This window comes from Pseudomonas sp. NPDC087612 (assembly GCF_044743505.1).
Classification (GTDB): domain Bacteria; phylum Pseudomonadota; class Gammaproteobacteria; order Pseudomonadales; family Pseudomonadaceae; genus Aquipseudomonas.
The window spans coordinates 27,537-44,602 of sequence record NZ_JBIUWO010000006.1 but is presented as its reverse complement, the minus strand read 5'-3'; the positions used below and the strand labels follow the sequence as shown (position 1 = coordinate 44,602).

The following is a 17,066-nucleotide window of genomic DNA, read 5'->3' as shown; positions in this document are numbered from 1 at the left end:
CCAGCGATGAGGCCTGCCCTTACAACACAAGGAGTCCTGCGAATGCGCTCATCCAAGATCATCCACATCGTCAACTGCCACGCCGAAGGTGAAGTCGGCGACGTCATCGTCGGCGGCGTCGCCCCGCCTCCCGGCGCCACGGTCTGGGAGCAGTCGCGCTGGATCGCCCGCGACCAGACCCTGCGCAACTTCGTCCTCAACGAGCCACGCGGCGGCGTGTTCCGCCACGTCAACCTGCTGGTGCCGCCCAAGGACCCGCGGGCGCAAATGGCCTGGATCATCATGGAGCCGGCCGACACTCCGCCGATGTCCGGCTCCAACTCGCTGTGCGTGTCCACCGTGCTGCTCGACAGCGGCATCCTGCCGATGACCGAGCCCGAGACGCACCTGGTGCTCGAAGCCCCGGGCGGCCTGATCGAAGCGGTCGCCCAATGCCGGGACGGCAAGGTCGAACGGGTGGAAGTGAAGAACGTGCCGTCCTTTGCCGACCGCCTCGACGCCTGGATCGAGGTCGAAGGCCTGGGCTCGCTGCAGGTCGACACGGCCTACGGCGGCGACAGCTTCGTGATTGCCGATGCCCGGCAACTGGGCTTTACCATCCGCCCGGACGAAGCCAAAGATATCGTCGAGGTCGGCCTGAAGATCACCCAGGCCGCCAACCAGCAACTGGGTTTCAGCCACCCGCTGAATCCGGACTGGGCGCACATTTCCTTCTGCCAGATCGCCGCGCCCATCGACTATGAGGACGGCGTTGCCAGCGGCGCCAACGCGGTGGTGATCCGCCCCGGCAAGATCGACCGCTCGCCCTGCGGTACCGGCTGTTCGGCGCGCATGGCGGTGCTGCAGGCCAAAGGCCTGATGAAAGTCGGCGAGCGGTTCATTGGCCGCTCGATCATCGGCTCGCGCTTCGACTGCCGCATCGAATCACTGACCGAAATCGCCGGACGCCCGGCCATCTACCCGTGCATTTCCGGCCGCGCCTGGATCACCGGCACCCATCAATTGCTGCTCGACCCCAGCGACCCCTGGCCACAAGGCTACCGGTTGTCGGACACCTGGCCCGGCGCCTGAACGCTAAGCTTTTGATTTGCAAACACCCTTGATAACCGATCAATAAACGAAGTGAAAAAACACTGGTCCACTTCAAACACTTCAAATATCGTATACGAAATACAATAAACAACCGGAGAACACCATGAGCAAGTACGTAAACTGGAGCGGCGTCTTCCCTGCGGTCACCACTCAATTCAACGATGACTTCTCGATCAACCTGGAAAAGACCCACGAGGTGATTTCCAACGTGATCCGCGACGGCGTCTCGGGCCTGGTGGTGTGTGGCTCGGTGGGCGAAAACACCTCGCTGAGCGCCGAAGAGAAAATCGCCGTCACCGAAGTCGCCGTCGATGCCTCGCGCGGCCGGGTTCCAGTGATCTGCGGCGTGGCCGAGTTCACCAGCGTGCAGGCCGCCAAGGTGGCCAATGCGGTACGCCAGGTCGGCGTCGACGGGGTGATGCTGATGCCGGCGCTGGTCTATGGCTCCAAGCCGTTCGAGACCGCCGAGCACTACCGTTACGTGGCCAAGCACACCGACGTGCCGCTGATGGTCTACAACAACCCGCCGATCTACAAAAACGACGTCACCCCGGACATCCTGATTTCCCTGGCCGACTGCGACAACGTGGTGTGCTTCAAGGACTCCTCCGGCGACACCCGCCGCTTCATCGACGTGCGCAATGAAGTGGGTGACCGCTTCGTGCTGTTCGCCGGCCTGGACGACGTGGTCCTGGAAAGCATCGCGGTCGGCGCCCAGGGCTGGGTCTCGGGCATGTCCAACGTGTTCCCCAAAGAGGGCGAGACGATCTTCCGCCTGGCCAAGGCCGGGCGCTTCGCCGAGGCCATGCCGATCTACGAATGGCTGATGCCGATCCTGCACCTGGATGCCCGCGCCGACCTTGTGCAGTGCATCAAGCTGTGCGAAGCCATCGCCGGTCGCGGCAGCGCCCTGACCCGTCCGCCACGCCTGGCCCTGCCAGAAAGCGATCGGGTCTATGTCGAGCAGATCATGGCCAAGGCCCTGGCCAACCGTCCGCAGCTGCCGGACGTCGGCCTCTGAGTGATTGCCGGGCCGGCTCCGCCCACGGAGACCGGCCTGCCTGTTTTGCGCCCATACAGGAAACGCCAGCATGTCCAGTCACCCCTCCAGCGCAACCAGCCCTTCGGGCTTGAAACGGGTCGTCGCCGCGGCCATGGCCGGCACCGTCGCCGAATGGTATGAATTCTTCCTTTACGGCACCGCCTCGGCACTGGTCTTCGGCCAGTTGTTCTTCCGCCAGACCGACAGCCCCGTCGACGGCATCATCGCCGCCTTCGCCCTCTATGCCGTAGGCTTTCTCGCCCGCCCCCTGGGCGGTTTGGTATTCGGTCACTACGGTGACAAATTCGGCCGCAAGCGCTTGCTGCAACTGAGCCTGGTGGTGGTCGGCATCACCACCTTCCTGATGGGTTGCCTGCCGGGCTTCGACACTATCGGCTATGCCGCGCCGGTGTTGCTGGTACTGCTGCGGCTGATCCAGGGTTTTGCCTTCGGCGGCGAATGGGGTGGCGCGATTTTGCTGGTGTCCGAGCACTGCCCGGACAACCGGCGCGGCTTCTGGGCCAGTTGGCCGCAAGCCGGGGTGCCGGCCGGTAATCTGGTGGCGACGGTGGCCTTGCTGCTGTTGTCGAGCAACCTCTCGGAAGAACAATTCCTGGCCTGGGGCTGGCGCGTGGCATTCTGGTTCTCGGCGGTGGTGGTGCTGATCGGTTACTGGATCCGCACCAGCGTCGACGACGCACCAATCTTCAAAGAGGCCCAGGCCCGCCAGGCACAGAAAGCCGAGCAGCAACTGGGCGTGGTCGAGGTGTTGCGCCATCACTGGCGCGCGGTGCTGGTAGGCATCGGTGCCCGCTTTGCCGAGAACATCCTCTACTACACCGTGGTGACCTTCTCGATCACCTACCTCAAGCTTGTAGTGCACAAGGACACCTCGCAGATCCTCTTGCTGATGTTCGGCGCGCACCTGCTGCATTTTTTCATGATCCCGCTGATGGGCTACCTGTCCGACCTGGTCGGACGCAAGCCGGTGTACCTGACCGGCGCGGTGCTCACCGCCTTCTGGGGCTTCATCGGCTTCCCGCTGATGGACACCGGCAACAACTGGCTGATCATGGCCGCGATTACCCTGGGCCTGGCCATCGAGTCGATGACCTACGCGCCCTACTCGGCGCTGATGGCCGAGCTGTTCCCCACCCATGTGCGCTACACCGCGCTGTCGCTGTGCTACCAGGTGGCGCCGATTTTCGCCGGCTCCCTGGCGCCGCTGATCGCCATCAGTTTGCTCAATGAGTTCCACAGCTCGACGCCGATTGCCTGGTACCTGGTTGGCGCTGCGCTGATCTCGATTGTCGCTGTTGGCCTGACCCGCGAGACCCGCGGCAAGTCGCTGCACCAGGTTGACGCCGAAGCTGCCGCGCGCATCGCCGCCGGGCAAGCGGCGCCCGTTCGCCCGGGCAGTTCGCTGGCCTGACCCCACCTTTTTTTCAGGAGTAATCCATGGCGGATATCATCGGCCACAACTACATTGGCGGCGCGCGCAGCGCCGCTGGCAGCCTCACCCTGCATAGCCATGACGCAACCAGCGGCGAGGCCCTGCCCTATCGGTTCCACCAGGCCACCGGCGCAGAAGTGCATGCCGCTGCCCAGGCGGCGGCCGAGGCCTACCCGGTGTTTCGCAGTTTGTCGCCGGAGCGACGGGCGCAGTTTCTTGAGGCCATTGCCGCGCAACTGGAGGCCCTGGGGGATGATTTCATCACCCTGGTGACCGGCGAAACGGCGTTGCCCGCCGCGCGGATCCTCGGCGAGCGCGGGCGCACGTGCGGGCAGATGCGCCTGTTCGCCCAGGTGCTGCGCCGCGGTGACTTTCTCGGCGCACGCATCGACCGCGCCCAGCCCGATCGCCAACCGCTGCCCCGCGCCGACCTGCGCCAGTACCGCCTGGGCGTCGGCCCGGTCGCGGTGTTTGGCGCCAGCAACTTCCCCCTGGCTTTCTCCACCGCCGGCGGCGACACCGCCGCGGCCCTGGCCGCCGGCTGCCCGGTGGTATTCAAGGCCCACAGCGGCCACATGGCCACCGCTGAGCGGGTGGCCGATGCGATCATCCGCGCGGCCGAACAGACCGGCATGCCCAAGGGCGTGTTCAACATGATCTACGGCGCCGGCGTCGGCGAAGCGCTGGTCAAGCATCCGGCGATCCAGGCGGTGGGTTTTACCGGCTCACTCAAGGGCGGCCGTGCGCTGTGCGACATGGCGGCGGCACGGGCACAACCGATCCCGGTGTTCGCCGAAATGAGCAGCATCAACCCGGTGCTGGTACTGCCCCAGGCCCTGAACCTGCGCAGCGAGCAGATCGCCCGCGAACTAGCGGCCTCGGTGGTGCTCGGCTGCGGGCAGTTCTGTACCAACCCGGGGCTGGTGATCGGCCTGCGCTCGCCGGCATTCAGTGCATTTACCGAACAACTGGCCGCGCAACTGGCCGCGCAACCGGCACAGACCATGCTCAACGCCGGCACCCTCGCCAGCTACCGCAAGGGCGTCGAGGCGCTGCTCGCTCACCCTGGCATCAGCCACCTGGCCGGGCAGCCGCAACAGGGCAAGCAGGCGCAGGCGCAGCTGTTCAAGGCCGATGTCAGCCTGTTGCTCGAAGGCGATGCGCTGTTTCAGGAAGAGGTGTTCGGGCCGGCCACGGTGCTGGTCGAGGTGGCCGACAGCACGCAGTTGCAGCAAGCATTGCACGGCCTGCACGGTCAGCTCACCGCTACCCTGATCGCCGAAGCTGAAGATCTGCAAAGCCACGCTGAACTGCTACCGCTGCTGGAGCAGAAGGTCGGCCGGGTACTGTTCAACGGCTACCCGACCGGCGTTGAAGTCTGTGATGCAATGGTGCACGGCGGCCCCTACCCGGCCACCTCCGATGCCCGCGGGACGTCGGTGGGCAGCCTAGCCATCGAGCGCTTCCTGCGCCCGGTGTGCTACCAGAACTGCCCGGATGCGCTGCTACCGCCGGCACTGCAGAACGCCAACCCGCTGGGCATCGCGCGCCTGGTCGACGGCCAGAGCAGCCGCACCGCCCTGTAAGGGCGGCTTTCAGGCCAGCAGCGCCCTGAGATCGTTGTACAGGGCCTGCGGGATTTCCACCCCTTCCACCAGGCTGCGCGCCCGTGCTGTATAGCGGCGCGCAGACGGCAGCCGCGCGCCCTGCCCCTCGATGCTCTCGAATACCACCTCGGCCCGGGCCAGGTGTTGATCGGCGGCGTCACCCAAAAACCTGCGCGGGTCCAGGGCAATCAGCAACTCACCATGATAAGGCGAGGATCTGCTGCCGTCGGCATGGGCCAGTGATTCGGCACTGGTCAGGTCGCCGATCAACGGCCCGGCGATCAGTTCGACCATCGCCGCCAGCGCCGAGCCCTTGTGCCCGCCGAAAGTGAGCATGGCGCCACGGTCCAGCACCACGTTGGGGTCGGTGCTGGGCTGGCCGTGCTCATCCACGCCCCAGCCTTCGGGAATCGCCTTGCCGGCACGCCGATGCAGCTCGATGTCGCCACGGGCGATGGCGCTGGTAGCGAAGTCAAAAACATACGGATGCGTGCCCGCCCTCGGCCAGCCGAAGGCGATGGGGTTGGTGCCGAACACCGGCCGATGGCCACCGGCAGGCGCCACCCAGGCATGGCTGGGGGTGAATGCCAGGGCCACCAGGCCGGCCTCGGCCAACTGCTCGATCTCGACCCACAAGGCCGAAAAGTGCACACAGCGGTTGATCGCCAGGGCGGCGATGCCGTTGCGTTGGGCCTTGGCTTGCAACAACGGCAAGCCGGCCTGGAATGCCAGCTGAGAGAAGCCGCCGCCGGCATCCACGCGCACGATCGACGGCGCCTGGTCGATGACTTCGGGGCGGGCGTCGGCAACCACCTTGCCGGCCTTGAGCGAGCCGACGCAGCCCAGCACCCGGTACAGGCCATGGGAGGCGCAGCCATCGCGCTCGCCGGCGACGATGGTATCGCTCACCGCCCGGGCATGGTCGGCGTCAAAGCCGTTGTGCAAAAGGATCGAAAAGGCCAGCGAATGGGCTTCGGACAGGGTCAGGCGGATCATGGTCATCTCCTTGGGCTGACTGTCCAGCCTGCCTCAAGCCCGCTGCGCCGACTTGATCGCTTTAGCCCCCGGTGATGACGATCTCGGCATAGCGGGGAAGGCTGCAAGGGCCGCCAGTGCCCGCTGGATATACTGCTGATACCGCTCAGGGTCGCTGACCTCGACATGGGCAATCCAGCAGGCCTTCAATGCATACTCCCGCCCCAGGTAGATTTGTATTACGGCATACCCTATAGCTTACTCCTCAGCCTCGGGAAAGTTGCGGCAGCTTTTGCGCTCGGCCAGTTCCTGGTCGGTAGGTCGCTGCTCGACGAACACGGCGCGGCCATCCTTGTAGATCTCCAGATACCCCCATTCCAGATCCTGCTCTCGCTGACCAGGCTTGGGCGGATTGCGCCACCAGGGCTCGCGACTGATCAATTGCATGGCAATGGCTCCCGCTGAAACACACTACTTCACTATAGACACTGGACCACGAGCGCTCTGGCTCGGCCATCGGCGCCCGCACACCGATGCCGGGTGGTAGCTTGCAGACTCTTGTCAAAGCGCCGCTGGAATGGCCGGTGTTCCCGACACCGGGCTGGCGCATTGAAACCATCGCGGGGCAAGCCCGCTCCTACCTGGTCTGTAGGAGCGGGCTTGCCCCGCGATAACGCCGGTCAGGCTGGCGCCGAGGTGCGAATCAGGTGATCGAAGGCTGCCAACGAAGCCTTGGCGCCCTCGCCCACGGCAATCACGATCTGCTTGTATGGCACGGTGGTCACGTCACCGGCGGCGAACACGCCCGGCAGGTTGGTCTGGCCACGGGCATCGACGATGATCTCGCCACGCGGGGTCAGCTCGACCGTGCCTTTGAGCCAGTCGGTGTTGGGCAGCAGGCCGATCTGCACGAAGATCCCTTCCAGCGCCAGGTCATGCAGCTCATCGCTGTTGCGGTCCTTGTAGCGCAGGCCGTTGACCTTCTCGCCATCACCAAGCACCTCGGTGGTCAGCGCACTGGTGATCACCTTGACGTTCGGCAAGCTGTGCAGCTTGCGCTGCAGCACGGCGTCGGCACGCAACTGGCTGTCGAACTCGATCAGGGTCACCTGGGCAACGATACCGGCCAGGTCAATGGCCGCTTCCACACCCGAGTTGCCGCCACCGATCACCGCCACGCGCTTGCCCTTGAACAGCGGGCCATCGCAGTGCGGGCAGTAGGCAACACCGCGGCTGCGGTATTGCTGCTCGCCGGGTACGTTCATTTCGCGCCAGCGTGCACCGGTGGCGAGGATCACAGTCTTGGCCTTGAGCGAGGCACCACTGGCCAGGCGCACTTCGTGCAGGCCGCCGTCGGTGGCCGGAATCAAGGCTTCACCGCGCTGCAGGTTGATGATATCGACGTCGTACTGCTTGACGTGTTCTTCCAGGGCCATGGCCAGCTTCGGTCCTTCGGTTTCCTGCACCGAGATGAAGTTCTCGATGGCCATGGTGTCGAGTACCTGGCCGCCGAAACGCTCGGCGGCAACGCCGGTGCGAATGCCTTTGCGCGCGGCATAGATCGCCGCGGCGGCGCCCGCCGGGCCGCCACCGACCACCAGCACGTCAAAGGCATCCTTGGCGTTGATCTTCTCGGCCTGACGCTCGCCGGCGCTGGTGTCGAGCTTGGCGAGGATTTCTTCCAGGCCCATGCGGCCCTGGCCAAACACTTCGCCGTTGAGGTAGACGCTGGGCACGGCCATGACCTTGCGGCGCTCGACTTCGGCCTGGAACAGCGCACCGTCGATGGCGACGTGGCGAATATTGGGGTTGAGCACCGCCATCAGGTTCAGCGCCTGGACCACGTCCGGGCAGTTCTGGCACGACAGCGAGAAGTAGGTTTCAAAGTTGAACTCACCCTTGAGCGCGCTGATCTGCTCGATCACCTCCAGGCTGGCCTTGGACGGATGACCGCCGACCTGCAGCAGGGCGAGCACCAGCGAGGTGAACTCGTGGCCCATGGGGATGCCGGCAAAGCGCAGGCTGATGTCAGCGCCAGGGCGATTGAGCGAGAACGACGGGCGACGGGCGTCGCTGCCATCTTCACGCAGGGTAATCAGGTTCGACAGGCCGGCGATTTCCACCAGCAGGTCGCGCAGTTCGCGGGACTTCGCGCCGTCATCGAGGGAAGCAACGATCTCGATCGGCTGAGTGACCCGTTCCAGGTAGGCTTTCAACTGAGTTTTAAGCGTGGCGTCCAACATACGGGCGATTCCTTTTTCAAACGGTAGAAATAACAACGCCCGGGCGAAAGCGCCCGGGCGTTTTGCGGGGCGGTGACAACGTCAGGTGCGGTAGACCACCGCCCTCGGCTGGCTCACGGTCTTAGATCTTGCCGACCAGGTCCAGCGATGGCGCCAGGGTAGCTTCGCCTTCTTTCCACTTGGCCGGGCAGACTTCGCCTGGGTGGGCGGCAACGTACTGGGCAGCCTTGACCTTGCGCAGCAGCTCGCTGGCGTCACGGCCGACACCACCGTCGTTGAGTTCGACGATCTTGATCTGGCCTTCTGGGTTGATCACGAAGGTGCCACGGTCAGCGATGCCGGCTTCTTCGATCAGCACGTCGAAGTTGCGCGAGATGACGTGGGTCGGGTCACCGATCAGCGGGTACTGGATCTTGCCGATGGTGTCCGAAGTGTCGTGCCAGGCTTTGTGGGTGAAGTGGGTATCGGTGGACACGCCGTAGATTTCCACGCCCAGGTCTTTGAACTGCGCGTAGTTGTCGGCCAGGTCGCCCAGCTCGGTCGGGCAGACGAAGGTGAAGTCGGCCGGGTAGAAGAACACTACCGACCATTTGCCTTTCAGATCGGCATCCGAGACTTCGACAAACTTGCCCTGGTGGTAAGCGGTAGCTTTGAACGGTTTAACCTGGCTGTTGATGATAGGCATGAGTGACGCTCCTTCAGGGGGTTGAAAAAACTGATGGGAGAATCGTAGCCAATGCATTGGATTAATGCTCATTGGCAAAGCTCATGTTGTTGATTGGTTTTGGCTATAAGGCGGGGCTATTAATAGAGGGTTTGAAGCTATCGCGGGGCAAGCCCGCTCCTACCGGCCAGTAGGAGCGGGCTTGCCCCGCGATTGGAGTACGCCGTTTAACGCGATGGCGTACGCAAGGTGACGAACTCTTCCGCCGCCGTAGGATGCACGCCAATGGTCTCGTCGAACTGCTGCTTGGTCGCCCCGGCCTTGAGGGCAATGCCCAGGCCCTGGATGATTTCGCCGGCGTCCGGGCCGACCATATGGCAACCCAGCACGCGGTCGGTGTCGGCATCGACCACCAGCTTCATCAGGGTCTTTTCCTGCACCTCGGTGAGGGTCAGCTTCATCGGCCGGAAGCGGCTTTCGAAGATCTGCACCTTGTGGCCCTGCTCCAGCGCCTGTTCTTCGGTCAAGCCAACGGTACCAATCGGTGGCTGGCTGAACACGGCGGTAGGGATGTTCTGGTAATCCACCGGGCGGTACTGATCGGGCTTGAACAGGCGCCGGGCCACAGCCATGCCTTCGGCCAGGGCCACCGGGGTCAGTTGCACACGGCCGATCACATCGCCAATCGCCAGGATCGACGGCGCGGTGGTCTGGTACAGGTCGTCGACGCGGATAAAACCACGCGGGTCGAGTTCGACGCCGGTGTTTTCCAGGCCCAGGTTGTCGAGCATCGGTCGCCGGCCAGTGGCATAGAATACGCAGTCGGCCACCAGTTCGCGACCATCCTTGAGGGTAGCCTTGAGGCTGCCGTCGTCCTGGCGCTCGATACGCTGGATATCGCTGTTGAACTGCAGGTCCATGCCGCGTTTTTCCAGCTCCTCCTTGAGGTGCTCGCGCACACTGCCATCAAAGCCGCGCAGGAACAGATCGCCACGGTACAGCAGCGAGGTTTTTGCCCCCAGGCCCTGGAAGATCCCGGCAAATTCCACGGCGATGTAACCGCCGCCAACCACCAGCACGCGCTTGGGCAGGTCTTTGAGGTAGAACGCCTCGTTGGAGCTGATCGCCAGCTCCTTGCCCGGAATATCCGGGATCTGCGGCCAGCCGCCGGTGGCAATGAGGATGTGCTCGGCGCTGTAGCGCTGGCCATCGACTTCCACCTCATGGGCACCCGTCAGTTTGGCGTGGCCTTCCAGCAAGGTCACGCCGCTGTTGACCAGCAGGTTGCGGTAGATACCGTTGAGCCGCTCGATTTCGCGGTTCTTGTTGGCGATCAACTGGCCCCAGTCGAACTGGGCATCTTCCAGCGACCAGCCAAAGCCTGCGGCCTGCTCGAAGTCATCGGCAAAATGCGCGCCGTAGACCAGCAGCTTTTTCGGCACGCAGCCGACGTTGACGCAGGTACCACCCAGGTAGCGGCTTTCGGCAACCGCCACTTTTGCACCGAAGCCTGCGGCAAAGCGCGCAGCGCGCACACCGCCAGACCCGGCACCAATCACGAACAGATCAAAATCGTAGGTCATCTCGAGGGTCTCAAGCTGCAAGTATCAAGCTACAAGCTACAAGAAAAAGCCACCCGAAGGTGGCTTTATCAAACCGCTAGCTACCAGGCTCAGTACGCTTTGCCGGTTTTGTAGAAGTTCTCGAAGCAGAAGTTGGTCGCTTCGATGTAGCCTTCGGCGCCACCGCAGTCGAAACGCTTGCCCTTGAACTTGTAGGCAATAACGCAGCCATCTTGGGCCTGCTTCATCAGGGCGTCGGTGATCTGGATTTCACCGCCTTTGCCCGGCTCGGTTTCTTCGATCAGTTTGAAGATGTCCGGGGTCATGATGTAGCGGCCGATGATCGCCAGGTTCGACGGAGCATCCTCAGGCTTTGGCTTCTCGACCATGTTGCGCACGCGGTACAGGTCGTCACCGATCAGGTCACCGGCGATCACCCCGTACTTGCTGGTTTCCTGCGGGTCGACTTCCATGATGGCAACGATGGTGCAGCGGTACTGTTTGTACAGCTTGACCATCTGCTTGAGCACGCTGTCGCCTTCGAGGTTGACGCACAGGTCGTCCGCCAGTACCACGGCGAACGGCTCGTCGCCGATCAGCGGGCGACCGGTGAGGATCGCGTGGCCCAGGCCTTTCATTTCGGTCTGGCGGGTGTAGGAGAACGAACACTCGTCGAGCAGACGACGGATGCCGACCAGGTATTTTTCCTTGTCGGTGCCCTTGATCTGGTTTTCCAGCTCATAGCTGATGTCGAAGTGGTCTTCCAGGGCGCGCTTGCCACGACCGGTGACGATGGCAATTTCGTTCAATCCAGCTTCCAGCGCTTCTTCAACGCCGTACTGGATCAGTGGCTTGTTCACCACCGGCAGCATTTCCTTGGGCATGGCTTTGGTAGCGGGCAGGAAGCGAGTGCCGTAACCGGCTGCCGGGAACAAGCATTTCTTGATCATATACGTCCTTAACAAGGGCTTTGCGTACGAAATTCGGCGCAGTCTAATCAGGCGGCGGTCACCTTACAATGCCCCACCACGCTGGCCGATGCCATCATAGATGAAATCCCGGGGGGGATAGTTCCCCGGGAGCATAAATAATGCGCCGGTGGCTGACCACCGGCAGTTAAACAGCCGATGCCTACATGCCCTGCCCGACCAGCACCCCATCGACCTTTTGGCCATAGAGGTTGACGCCATCATTGGCGTGGAACTTCAGCCGGGTCTTCTCGATCGAGCCGTCGACCAGGCGCGGATCCTGCGGCCGTTCGTGGCGGTTGATGTAAGCGGCCACGTCCCAGGCCTGCTGGTCGCTCAGGCTGCCGGGCTTGCCCAAGGGCATATTGTGCTTGATGAAGGACGCGGCGGTATTGATCCGGTGCATCCCGGCGCCCCAGTTGTAGGAGTCCTTGCCCCACAATGGCGGCATCACGTAGTTGCCGGCTACCTTCTGCCCTTCGCCACTGGCGCCGTGGCAAATGGAGCACTGGGCCTGGTACACCTGCTCACCGCGTTTGAAGTCGTAACCTTGCGCCGATTGCGCCACCTCCGGGTAGCCGCGGCCAGCACTCTCGACGCCAATCGGCGCCTTGCTCGCCAGCCAGTAGGCATAGACCGACAAGGCTGTCATCTGCGGGCTGTCGGCCGCCGGTGGCTTGCCGTTCATGCTGAACTGAAAGCAGCCCTGGATGCGCTCGACGAAGGTGTTGACCTTGTCGTTTTTCTTGCGATAGGCCGGGTACATGGGATACGCGCCCCACAGCGGCGCCGAGTTGCCCAGGCGGCCCTGGTCGAGGTGACAGTTGCTGCAGTTGAGGCCGTTGCCGACGTTGTCAGGCATCAGCCGGCGTGTGTCGACAAACAAGGCGTAGCCATCGCGGACCATCTTGCCGTAGGCGTTGTCGGGCAGTTCGCTTTCTGCCGGCGGGGTAAAGCCAGGCGCGGCAGCTGGCGGGGTCTTGAGTTGCGACTGGTCTTCCATGGCAATCGGCGCAGCATGGACACTGCCAAAGGCCAGGGTCAGGGCAGCGAGAATTATTGGCTTCATGGCTTGACCTCCGGGCTGACAGGGTTGGCGAAGTAGTTGGCCACGGCCTTTATTTCGTCATCGGTCATGGCCTTGGCCACCCCGACCATCAACTGGTTGGGGTCGTTGCTGCGGCTGCCGTCGCGCCAGGCGTTGAGCTGGGCAACCAGATAGGTGGCCGGTTGATGGGCCAGTGGCGGAAAATGCTCACCAACACCGGCGCCACCAGGGCCGTGGCACTGCACACAGCCGGGGATCTTGCGGTTCCAGTCGCCGTACAGCGCCAGTTTCTGCACCGGGTCGGCAGCCATTTGCTGGCGATGAAGGTCGCTGGCAGGCTCGCTGGGCATGGCCGCCAGGGTCGTGGTCACCGCCTGGATTTCCTCGGCGCTGAGGGCCTTGGCCAGCGGTTCCATGATCGGGTGCTTGCGGCTGCCGTTCTGAAAGTCGTGCAGTTGCTTGCTCAGGTACGCCGCAGGCAGGCCGGCCAGGCGCGGAAAGCCGGCAGGCGCAATGCCCTTGGCGTCGGCGCCATGGCAACCCAGGCAGGCCATGGCGGCCGGGTTCTGGCCACCCTGGGTGAAGATTTTCTGGCCATCGACGGCATGTGCGGCAGGCAATGAAAACAGCAGCAGGCTGCTGATCAGGATGCGATCCAGTGGGATCATCACGGACTCCATTTTCTTGTTATAAGCTTAGGCTTAATAAGTATAAGCCTATGAATAGTAGGCCTATACGCCGCAAGCTACAACGCAGAAAGATGGCTAGATGCCAGCTGAATCGATTAGCCGAAAAAGGATTTAGCCCGAGATACAGCGCGTTGCTGCCGTTTTCACATCACCCAGGCGCAGCGGGAAGTTGTTCAGGCGCTCATACAGCTTGATGCTGCTGCCGCTACCGCGCTTGTCGATATCCACCAGCGCCGCCGGGCCGCCGCCGACCTTTTGCGGCACCACCAGGCGCAGACCGTCGTGGCGTTCTTCCACGGTCAGTTGCCCGCGCGACTCGGACAATTGCTGCTGCACGCAGTCCGCGTATTCCTGGGGTTTCTTGCCAGAAATCACATTGAGGGTTTCCGGGCTGTGCTCCAGCTCCGACACACTCACACAGCCACCCAGCGTTACTGCCAACGCTGCTACGACCCACTTCATCAAGCACACCTCCACCACGGAAAAAGAATATGACCTCGCGCAGACCATTTTGCTCCCTTGATTGGCAGTTTTATCCTGGGCCTGGCACGAAGGCCGACAGTGTAACCGACATCATGGTATCGTTTTGATTTGCTGACAGATCCAATGCGGAGTGCAACATGAAATTCGTACACCAGCGCGAGCACCTCAACGAGGATGACATCGTGGTCATTCATTGCTCCCAGCGCTGCAATATCCGCCTGATGAACGACGCCAACTTCCGCAGCTTCAAGAACGGCGGCCGTCACACCTACCACGGTGGCGCCTTTGTCGACTTCCCGGCGAAGATCACCGTGCCCAGCACCGGCTTCTGGAACATCACCATCGACACCGTCGGCCCGCGCGCCCTGTCGGCCGTGACCAAGCCAACCTTTACCCATACCATCAAGTTCATTCGCCGTTCGTCGTCGAAGTTGAGATAAGCCCATGAGCCAGACCACCAAGTTCGTGATCAAGTACAAGATCGATGGCGAGCAACGATTCGACTTCGCCCAGATGATCAGCGATGCGCCCGAGCACGTGCAGGCAGCGCTGCAACAATTGCACGGCGAAGACGCCAGGAAAATCACTGATATCAAGGTGAGCAAAGCGCTGTAACACCCTCCTCAGCACAAGGAACCCCAGGCATGCGCCAATGGCCGGACACCCGTCTCCTCGATCTGCTCGGCATCGAGCTGCCGATCCTTCAGGCGCCAATGGCCGGCTCCACCGGCTCGGCCATGGCCATTGCCGTAAGCAACGCCGGCGGCCTGGGTTCGCTGCCGTGTGCCACCTTGAGCCTGGATCAGATCCGCGCCGAGTTGCAGGCCTTCAGCGAGGCCAGCAACGGCCCGCTCAACCTCAACTTCTTCTGCCACCAGCCGCCACAGCCGGACCCTGAGCGCGATGCGGCCTGGAAGCAGGCGCTCAAGCCGTATTACCTGGAGCTGGGCGCCGACTTCGATGCGCCCACACCGGTGTCCAACCGCGCGCCCTTCGACGACGCCAGCTGCCAGCTGGTCGAGCACTACAAGCCGGCCGTGGTCAGCTTCCACTTCGGCCTGCCCGAAGCCAGCCTGCTCAAGCGGGTCAAGGCCACGGGCGCCAAGGTGCTGTCCAGTGCCACCACCGTGGATGAAGCGCTGTGGCTGGAAGATCACGGCTGCGACGCAATCATCGCCATGGGCTATGAAGCCGGTGGCCACCGCGGGATGTTCCTCAGCAGCAACCTCACTACCCAGGTCGGCACCCTGGCGCTGGTGCCGCAAATTGTCGATGCTGTGAAGGTGCCGGTGATTGCCGCGGGCGGCATTGGCGACCACCGCGGCATCGTTGCCGCCCTGGCCCTGGGCGCTTCGGCGGTGCAACTGGGCACCGCTTACCTGTTCTGCCCTGAGGCCAAGGTCTCGGCAGCCCATCGCCAGGCGCTGCACAGCGCCAAGGAAAGCGACACGGCGCTGACCAACCTGTTCACCGGGCGCCCGGCGCGTGGTATCAACACGCGCATCATGCGCGAGCTGGGGCCAATGAGCGAGCTGGCACCGCGCTTTCCCCTGGCCGGCGGTGCGCTGATGCCGCTGCGGGCCATCAGCGAGCCAAAGGGCAACAGCGATTTCAGCAACCTCTGGGCAGGCCAGGCGCTGCGTCTGGGGCAGGCGCTGGCGGCCGGTGAACTGACCCGCACACTGGCACAAAACGCCCTCGCCCAGCTCAAACGCTGAAGCAGTACTTCCCGTTGGTCGGGTATTCGCTATATATTCACCTATATAACGACTACCCCCCCAGCCTGTGGAGCTGTTTTTCATGAGTAAGTGCGCACCTCGTTTTGCCCTGGCCGCCCTGGCCACCTTCATGACCTTCAACAGCGCCTGGGCCGATGAGGTACAGGTAGCCGTCGCCGCCAACTTCACCGCGCCGATCCAGGCGATTGCCAAGGACTTCGAGAAGGACACCGGCCACAAGCTGGTGGCCGCCTACGGCGCCACCGGCCAGTTCTACGCGCAGATCAAGAACGGCGCACCGTTCGAAGTGTTCCTTGCCGCCGACGACAGCACCCCGGAAAAGCTCGAGAACGAAGGCGACACCGTCAAGGGCTCACGCTTCACCTACGCCATTGGCACCTTGGCACTGTGGTCGGCCAAGGACGGCTATGTCGATGGCAAGGGTGATGTGCTGAAAAAGAATGAGTTCAAGCACCTGTCGATCGCCAACCCGAAAGCTGCGCCCTACGGCCTGGCCGCTACCCAGGTACTGGACAAGCTGCAGCTGACCGAGGCGACCAAGGGCAAGATCGTCGAAGGCCAGAACATTACCCAGGCGTACCAGTTCGTCTCCACCGGCAATGCCGAACTGGGCTTTGTCGCCCTGTCGCAGATCTACAAGGACGGCAAGGTCAGCAGCGGCTCGGCCTGGATCGTGCCGTCCAACCTGCACGAGCCGATCAAGCAGGACGCGGTGATTCTCAACAAAGGCAAGGACAACGCCGCAGCCAAAGCCCTGGTTGAATACCTCAAGGGCCCGAAAGCCGCAGCCGTGATCAAATCCTACGGTTACGAAATCTGATGCCACTGGATTCCAGCGACCTCGGCGCCATCTGGCTGACCTTCAAACTGGCCAGCCTGACCACGCTGATATTGTTGCTGATTGGTACCCCCATCGCCTGGTGGCTGGCGCGCACGCGCTCATGGCTGCGCGGGCCGGTGGGCGCGGTGGTGGCCCTGCCGCTGGTGCTGCCACCGACGGTGATCGGCTTTTACCTGTTGCTGGCTTTGGGGCCCAACGGCTGGATCGGCCAGACCACCCAGGCGCTGGGGCTGGGCACCGTGGTGTTCAGCTTCAGCGGCCTGGTGATCGGTTCGGTGGTGTATTCGATGCCCTTCGTCGTACAGCCGCTGCAAAACGCCTTCAGCGCCATCGGTGAACGCCCGCTGGAAGTGGCCGCGACCCTGCGTGCCAGCCCCTGGGACACCTTCGTCCATGTGGTATTGCCCCTGGCCCGGCCAGGCTTTATCACTGCCAGCATCCTCGGCTTTGCCCATACCGTCGGTGAGTTCGGCGTGGTGCTGATGATCGGCGGCAATATTCCCGACAAGACCCGGGTGGTCTCGGTGCAGATCTTCGACCACGTCGAAGCCATGGAGTACCTGCAGGCCCACTGGCTGGCCGGGGCCATGCTGGTATTCTCTTTCCTCGTGCTGCTGGCGCTGTACTCCAGCCGCCGGGGCAAATCGGCCTGGAGCTGAG

18 protein-coding genes and 1 pseudogene are annotated in these 17,066 nt (G+C 63.1%); 9 read left to right on the top strand and 10 right to left on the bottom strand.

What is annotated here, in order from left to right; translation table 11 throughout:
• Nucleotides 1-42 precede the first annotated feature (42 nt).
• The 4 genes from ACIOVF_RS13755 to ACIOVF_RS13740 all read left to right on the top strand — a co-directional run bounded on the left by ACIOVF_RS13755 (nt 43) and on the right by ACIOVF_RS13740 (nt 5,173).
• Nucleotides 43-1,071 carry a proline racemase family protein gene (locus ACIOVF_RS13755; RefSeq protein ID WP_401290050.1) on the top strand — a complete coding sequence of 343 codons (1,029 nt, stop codon included), beginning with the start codon at nt 43-45 and terminating at the stop codon, nt 1,069-1,071.
• A 124-nt stretch (nt 1,072-1,195) separates the two neighbouring features.
• The gene (locus ACIOVF_RS13750; RefSeq protein WP_045196743.1) at nt 1,196-2,113 is read left to right on the top strand and encodes a dihydrodipicolinate synthase family protein; all 918 of its coding nucleotides are present in this window, start codon (nt 1,196-1,198) and stop codon (nt 2,111-2,113) included.
• A gap of 70 nt (nt 2,114-2,183) precedes the next feature.
• A complete protein-coding gene (abaF, locus tag ACIOVF_RS13745; protein WP_258597496.1) occupies nt 2,184-3,566 on the top strand; it encodes a fosfomycin efflux MFS transporter AbaF in 1,383 nt (460 codons plus the stop codon).
• Between the two features lie 26 nt (nt 3,567-3,592).
• Nucleotides 3,593-5,173, top strand: coding sequence for an aldehyde dehydrogenase (NADP(+)) (locus tag ACIOVF_RS13740; RefSeq protein WP_401290047.1), 1,581 nt, complete (start codon nt 3,593-3,595; stop codon nt 5,171-5,173).
• Nucleotides 5,174-5,182: 9 nt separating this feature from the next.
• Here ACIOVF_RS13740 and ACIOVF_RS13735 read toward each other — a convergent pair whose 3' ends face one another.
• The 10 genes and pseudogenes from ACIOVF_RS13735 to ACIOVF_RS13690 all read right to left on the bottom strand — a co-directional run bounded on the left by ACIOVF_RS13735 (nt 5,183) and on the right by ACIOVF_RS13690 (nt 13,805).
• Entirely contained in the window at nt 5,183-6,190 is a 1,008-nt protein-coding gene (locus ACIOVF_RS13735; RefSeq protein ID WP_401290044.1) for an Ldh family oxidoreductase, read from the bottom strand.
• 96 nt (nt 6,191-6,286) lie between these two features.
• A pseudogene (locus ACIOVF_RS13730) lies at nt 6,287-6,379 on the bottom strand (DUF1330 domain-containing protein); the annotation flags it as partial.
• A gap of 48 nt (nt 6,380-6,427) precedes the next feature.
• Nucleotides 6,428-6,616 (bottom strand): hypothetical protein, encoded by a 189-nt coding sequence (locus tag ACIOVF_RS13725; RefSeq protein ID WP_045196737.1) that lies wholly within the window; start codon nt 6,614-6,616, stop codon nt 6,428-6,430.
• Between the two features lie 233 nt (nt 6,617-6,849).
• Entirely contained in the window at nt 6,850-8,412 is a 1,563-nt protein-coding gene (gene ahpF / locus ACIOVF_RS13720; RefSeq protein ID WP_093383925.1) for an alkyl hydroperoxide reductase subunit F, read from the bottom strand.
• Nucleotides 8,413-8,533: 121 nt separating this feature from the next.
• Nucleotides 8,534-9,097: an alkyl hydroperoxide reductase subunit C gene (gene ahpC, locus ACIOVF_RS13715; RefSeq protein WP_010223911.1), complete on the bottom strand. Its 564-nt coding sequence runs from the start codon at nt 9,095-9,097 to the stop codon at nt 8,534-8,536.
• Nucleotides 9,098-9,303: 206 nt separating this feature from the next.
• Nucleotides 9,304-10,659, bottom strand: a complete 1,356-nt coding sequence (gene gorA / locus ACIOVF_RS13710; protein WP_401290039.1) for a glutathione-disulfide reductase — start codon at nt 10,657-10,659, stop codon at nt 9,304-9,306.
• A gap of 89 nt (nt 10,660-10,748) precedes the next feature.
• Entirely contained in the window at nt 10,749-11,588 is an 840-nt protein-coding gene (gene galU / locus ACIOVF_RS13705; protein WP_045196734.1) for a UTP--glucose-1-phosphate uridylyltransferase GalU, read from the bottom strand.
• 181 nt (nt 11,589-11,769) lie between these two features.
• Nucleotides 11,770-12,675: a c-type cytochrome gene (locus ACIOVF_RS13700; RefSeq protein ID WP_401290036.1), complete on the bottom strand. Its 906-nt coding sequence runs from the start codon at nt 12,673-12,675 to the stop codon at nt 11,770-11,772.
• Nucleotides 12,672-13,322 carry a cytochrome c gene (locus ACIOVF_RS13695; protein WP_258610430.1) on the bottom strand — a complete coding sequence of 217 codons (651 nt, stop codon included), beginning with the start codon at nt 13,320-13,322 and terminating at the stop codon, nt 12,672-12,674. The genes ACIOVF_RS13700 and ACIOVF_RS13695 overlap by 4 nt, the downstream gene beginning before the upstream one ends.
• A 132-nt stretch (nt 13,323-13,454) precedes the next feature.
• The gene (locus ACIOVF_RS13690; protein ID WP_195883793.1) at nt 13,455-13,805 is read right to left on the bottom strand and encodes a hypothetical protein; all 351 of its coding nucleotides are present in this window, start codon (nt 13,803-13,805) and stop codon (nt 13,455-13,457) included.
• 158 nt (nt 13,806-13,963) lie between these two features.
• Between ACIOVF_RS13690 and ACIOVF_RS13685 the strand changes: the two genes are divergently transcribed.
• From ACIOVF_RS13685 to modB, 5 genes are all read left to right on the top strand, one after another.
• A complete protein-coding gene (locus ACIOVF_RS13685; RefSeq protein ID WP_038995738.1) occupies nt 13,964-14,266 on the top strand; it encodes a DUF1883 domain-containing protein in 303 nt (100 codons plus the stop codon).
• Nucleotides 14,267-14,270: 4 nt separating this feature from the next.
• Entirely contained in the window at nt 14,271-14,441 is a 171-nt protein-coding gene (locus ACIOVF_RS13680) for a hypothetical protein (protein ID WP_177329152.1), read from the top strand.
• 29 nt (nt 14,442-14,470) lie between these two features.
• Nucleotides 14,471-15,544, top strand: coding sequence for a nitronate monooxygenase family protein (locus ACIOVF_RS13675; protein WP_045196724.1), 1,074 nt, complete (start codon nt 14,471-14,473; stop codon nt 15,542-15,544).
• 82 nt (nt 15,545-15,626) lie between these two features.
• Entirely contained in the window at nt 15,627-16,385 is a 759-nt protein-coding gene (gene modA / locus ACIOVF_RS13670; RefSeq protein WP_401290031.1) for a molybdate ABC transporter substrate-binding protein, read from the top strand.
• The gene (modB, locus tag ACIOVF_RS13665) at nt 16,385-17,065 is read left to right on the top strand and encodes a molybdate ABC transporter permease subunit (protein ID WP_195883790.1); all 681 of its coding nucleotides are present in this window, start codon (nt 16,385-16,387) and stop codon (nt 17,063-17,065) included. Before modA ends, modB begins: the two co-directional genes overlap by 1 nt.
• Nucleotide 17,066 lies beyond the last annotated feature (1 nt).

Coding starts and splice junctions, on each gene's coding strand:
- ACIOVF_RS13755 (WP_401290050.1), top strand. CDS start 43: ATGCGCTCATCCAAGATCATCCACATCGTCAACTGCCACGCCGAAGGT.
- ACIOVF_RS13750 (WP_045196743.1), top strand. CDS start 1,196: ATGAGCAAGTACGTAAACTGGAGCGGCGTCTTCCCTGCGGTCACCACT.
- abaF (WP_258597496.1), top strand. CDS start 2,184: ATGTCCAGTCACCCCTCCAGCGCAACCAGCCCTTCGGGCTTGAAACGG.
- ACIOVF_RS13740 (WP_401290047.1), top strand. CDS start 3,593: ATGGCGGATATCATCGGCCACAACTACATTGGCGGCGCGCGCAGCGCC.
- ACIOVF_RS13735 (WP_401290044.1), bottom strand. CDS start 6,190: ATGATCCGCCTGACCCTGTCCGAAGCCCATTCGCTGGCCTTTTCGATC.
- ACIOVF_RS13725 (WP_045196737.1), bottom strand. CDS start 6,616: ATGCAATTGATCAGTCGCGAGCCCTGGTGGCGCAATCCGCCCAAGCCT.
- ahpF (WP_093383925.1), bottom strand. CDS start 8,412: ATGTTGGACGCCACGCTTAAAACTCAGTTGAAAGCCTACCTGGAACGG.
- ahpC (WP_010223911.1), bottom strand. CDS start 9,097: ATGCCTATCATCAACAGCCAGGTTAAACCGTTCAAAGCTACCGCTTAC.
- gorA (WP_401290039.1), bottom strand. CDS start 10,659: ATGACCTACGATTTTGATCTGTTCGTGATTGGTGCCGGGTCTGGCGGT.
- galU (WP_045196734.1), bottom strand. CDS start 11,588: ATGATCAAGAAATGCTTGTTCCCGGCAGCCGGTTACGGCACTCGCTTC.
- ACIOVF_RS13700 (WP_401290036.1), bottom strand. CDS start 12,675: ATGAAGCCAATAATTCTCGCTGCCCTGACCCTGGCCTTTGGCAGTGTC.
- ACIOVF_RS13695 (WP_258610430.1), bottom strand. CDS start 13,322: ATGATCCCACTGGATCGCATCCTGATCAGCAGCCTGCTGCTGTTTTCA.
- ACIOVF_RS13690 (WP_195883793.1), bottom strand. CDS start 13,805: ATGAAGTGGGTCGTAGCAGCGTTGGCAGTAACGCTGGGTGGCTGTGTG.
- ACIOVF_RS13685 (WP_038995738.1), top strand. CDS start 13,964: ATGAAATTCGTACACCAGCGCGAGCACCTCAACGAGGATGACATCGTG.
- ACIOVF_RS13680 (WP_177329152.1), top strand. CDS start 14,271: ATGAGCCAGACCACCAAGTTCGTGATCAAGTACAAGATCGATGGCGAG.
- ACIOVF_RS13675 (WP_045196724.1), top strand. CDS start 14,471: ATGCGCCAATGGCCGGACACCCGTCTCCTCGATCTGCTCGGCATCGAG.
- modA (WP_401290031.1), top strand. CDS start 15,627: ATGAGTAAGTGCGCACCTCGTTTTGCCCTGGCCGCCCTGGCCACCTTC.
- modB (WP_195883790.1), top strand. CDS start 16,385: ATGCCACTGGATTCCAGCGACCTCGGCGCCATCTGGCTGACCTTCAAA.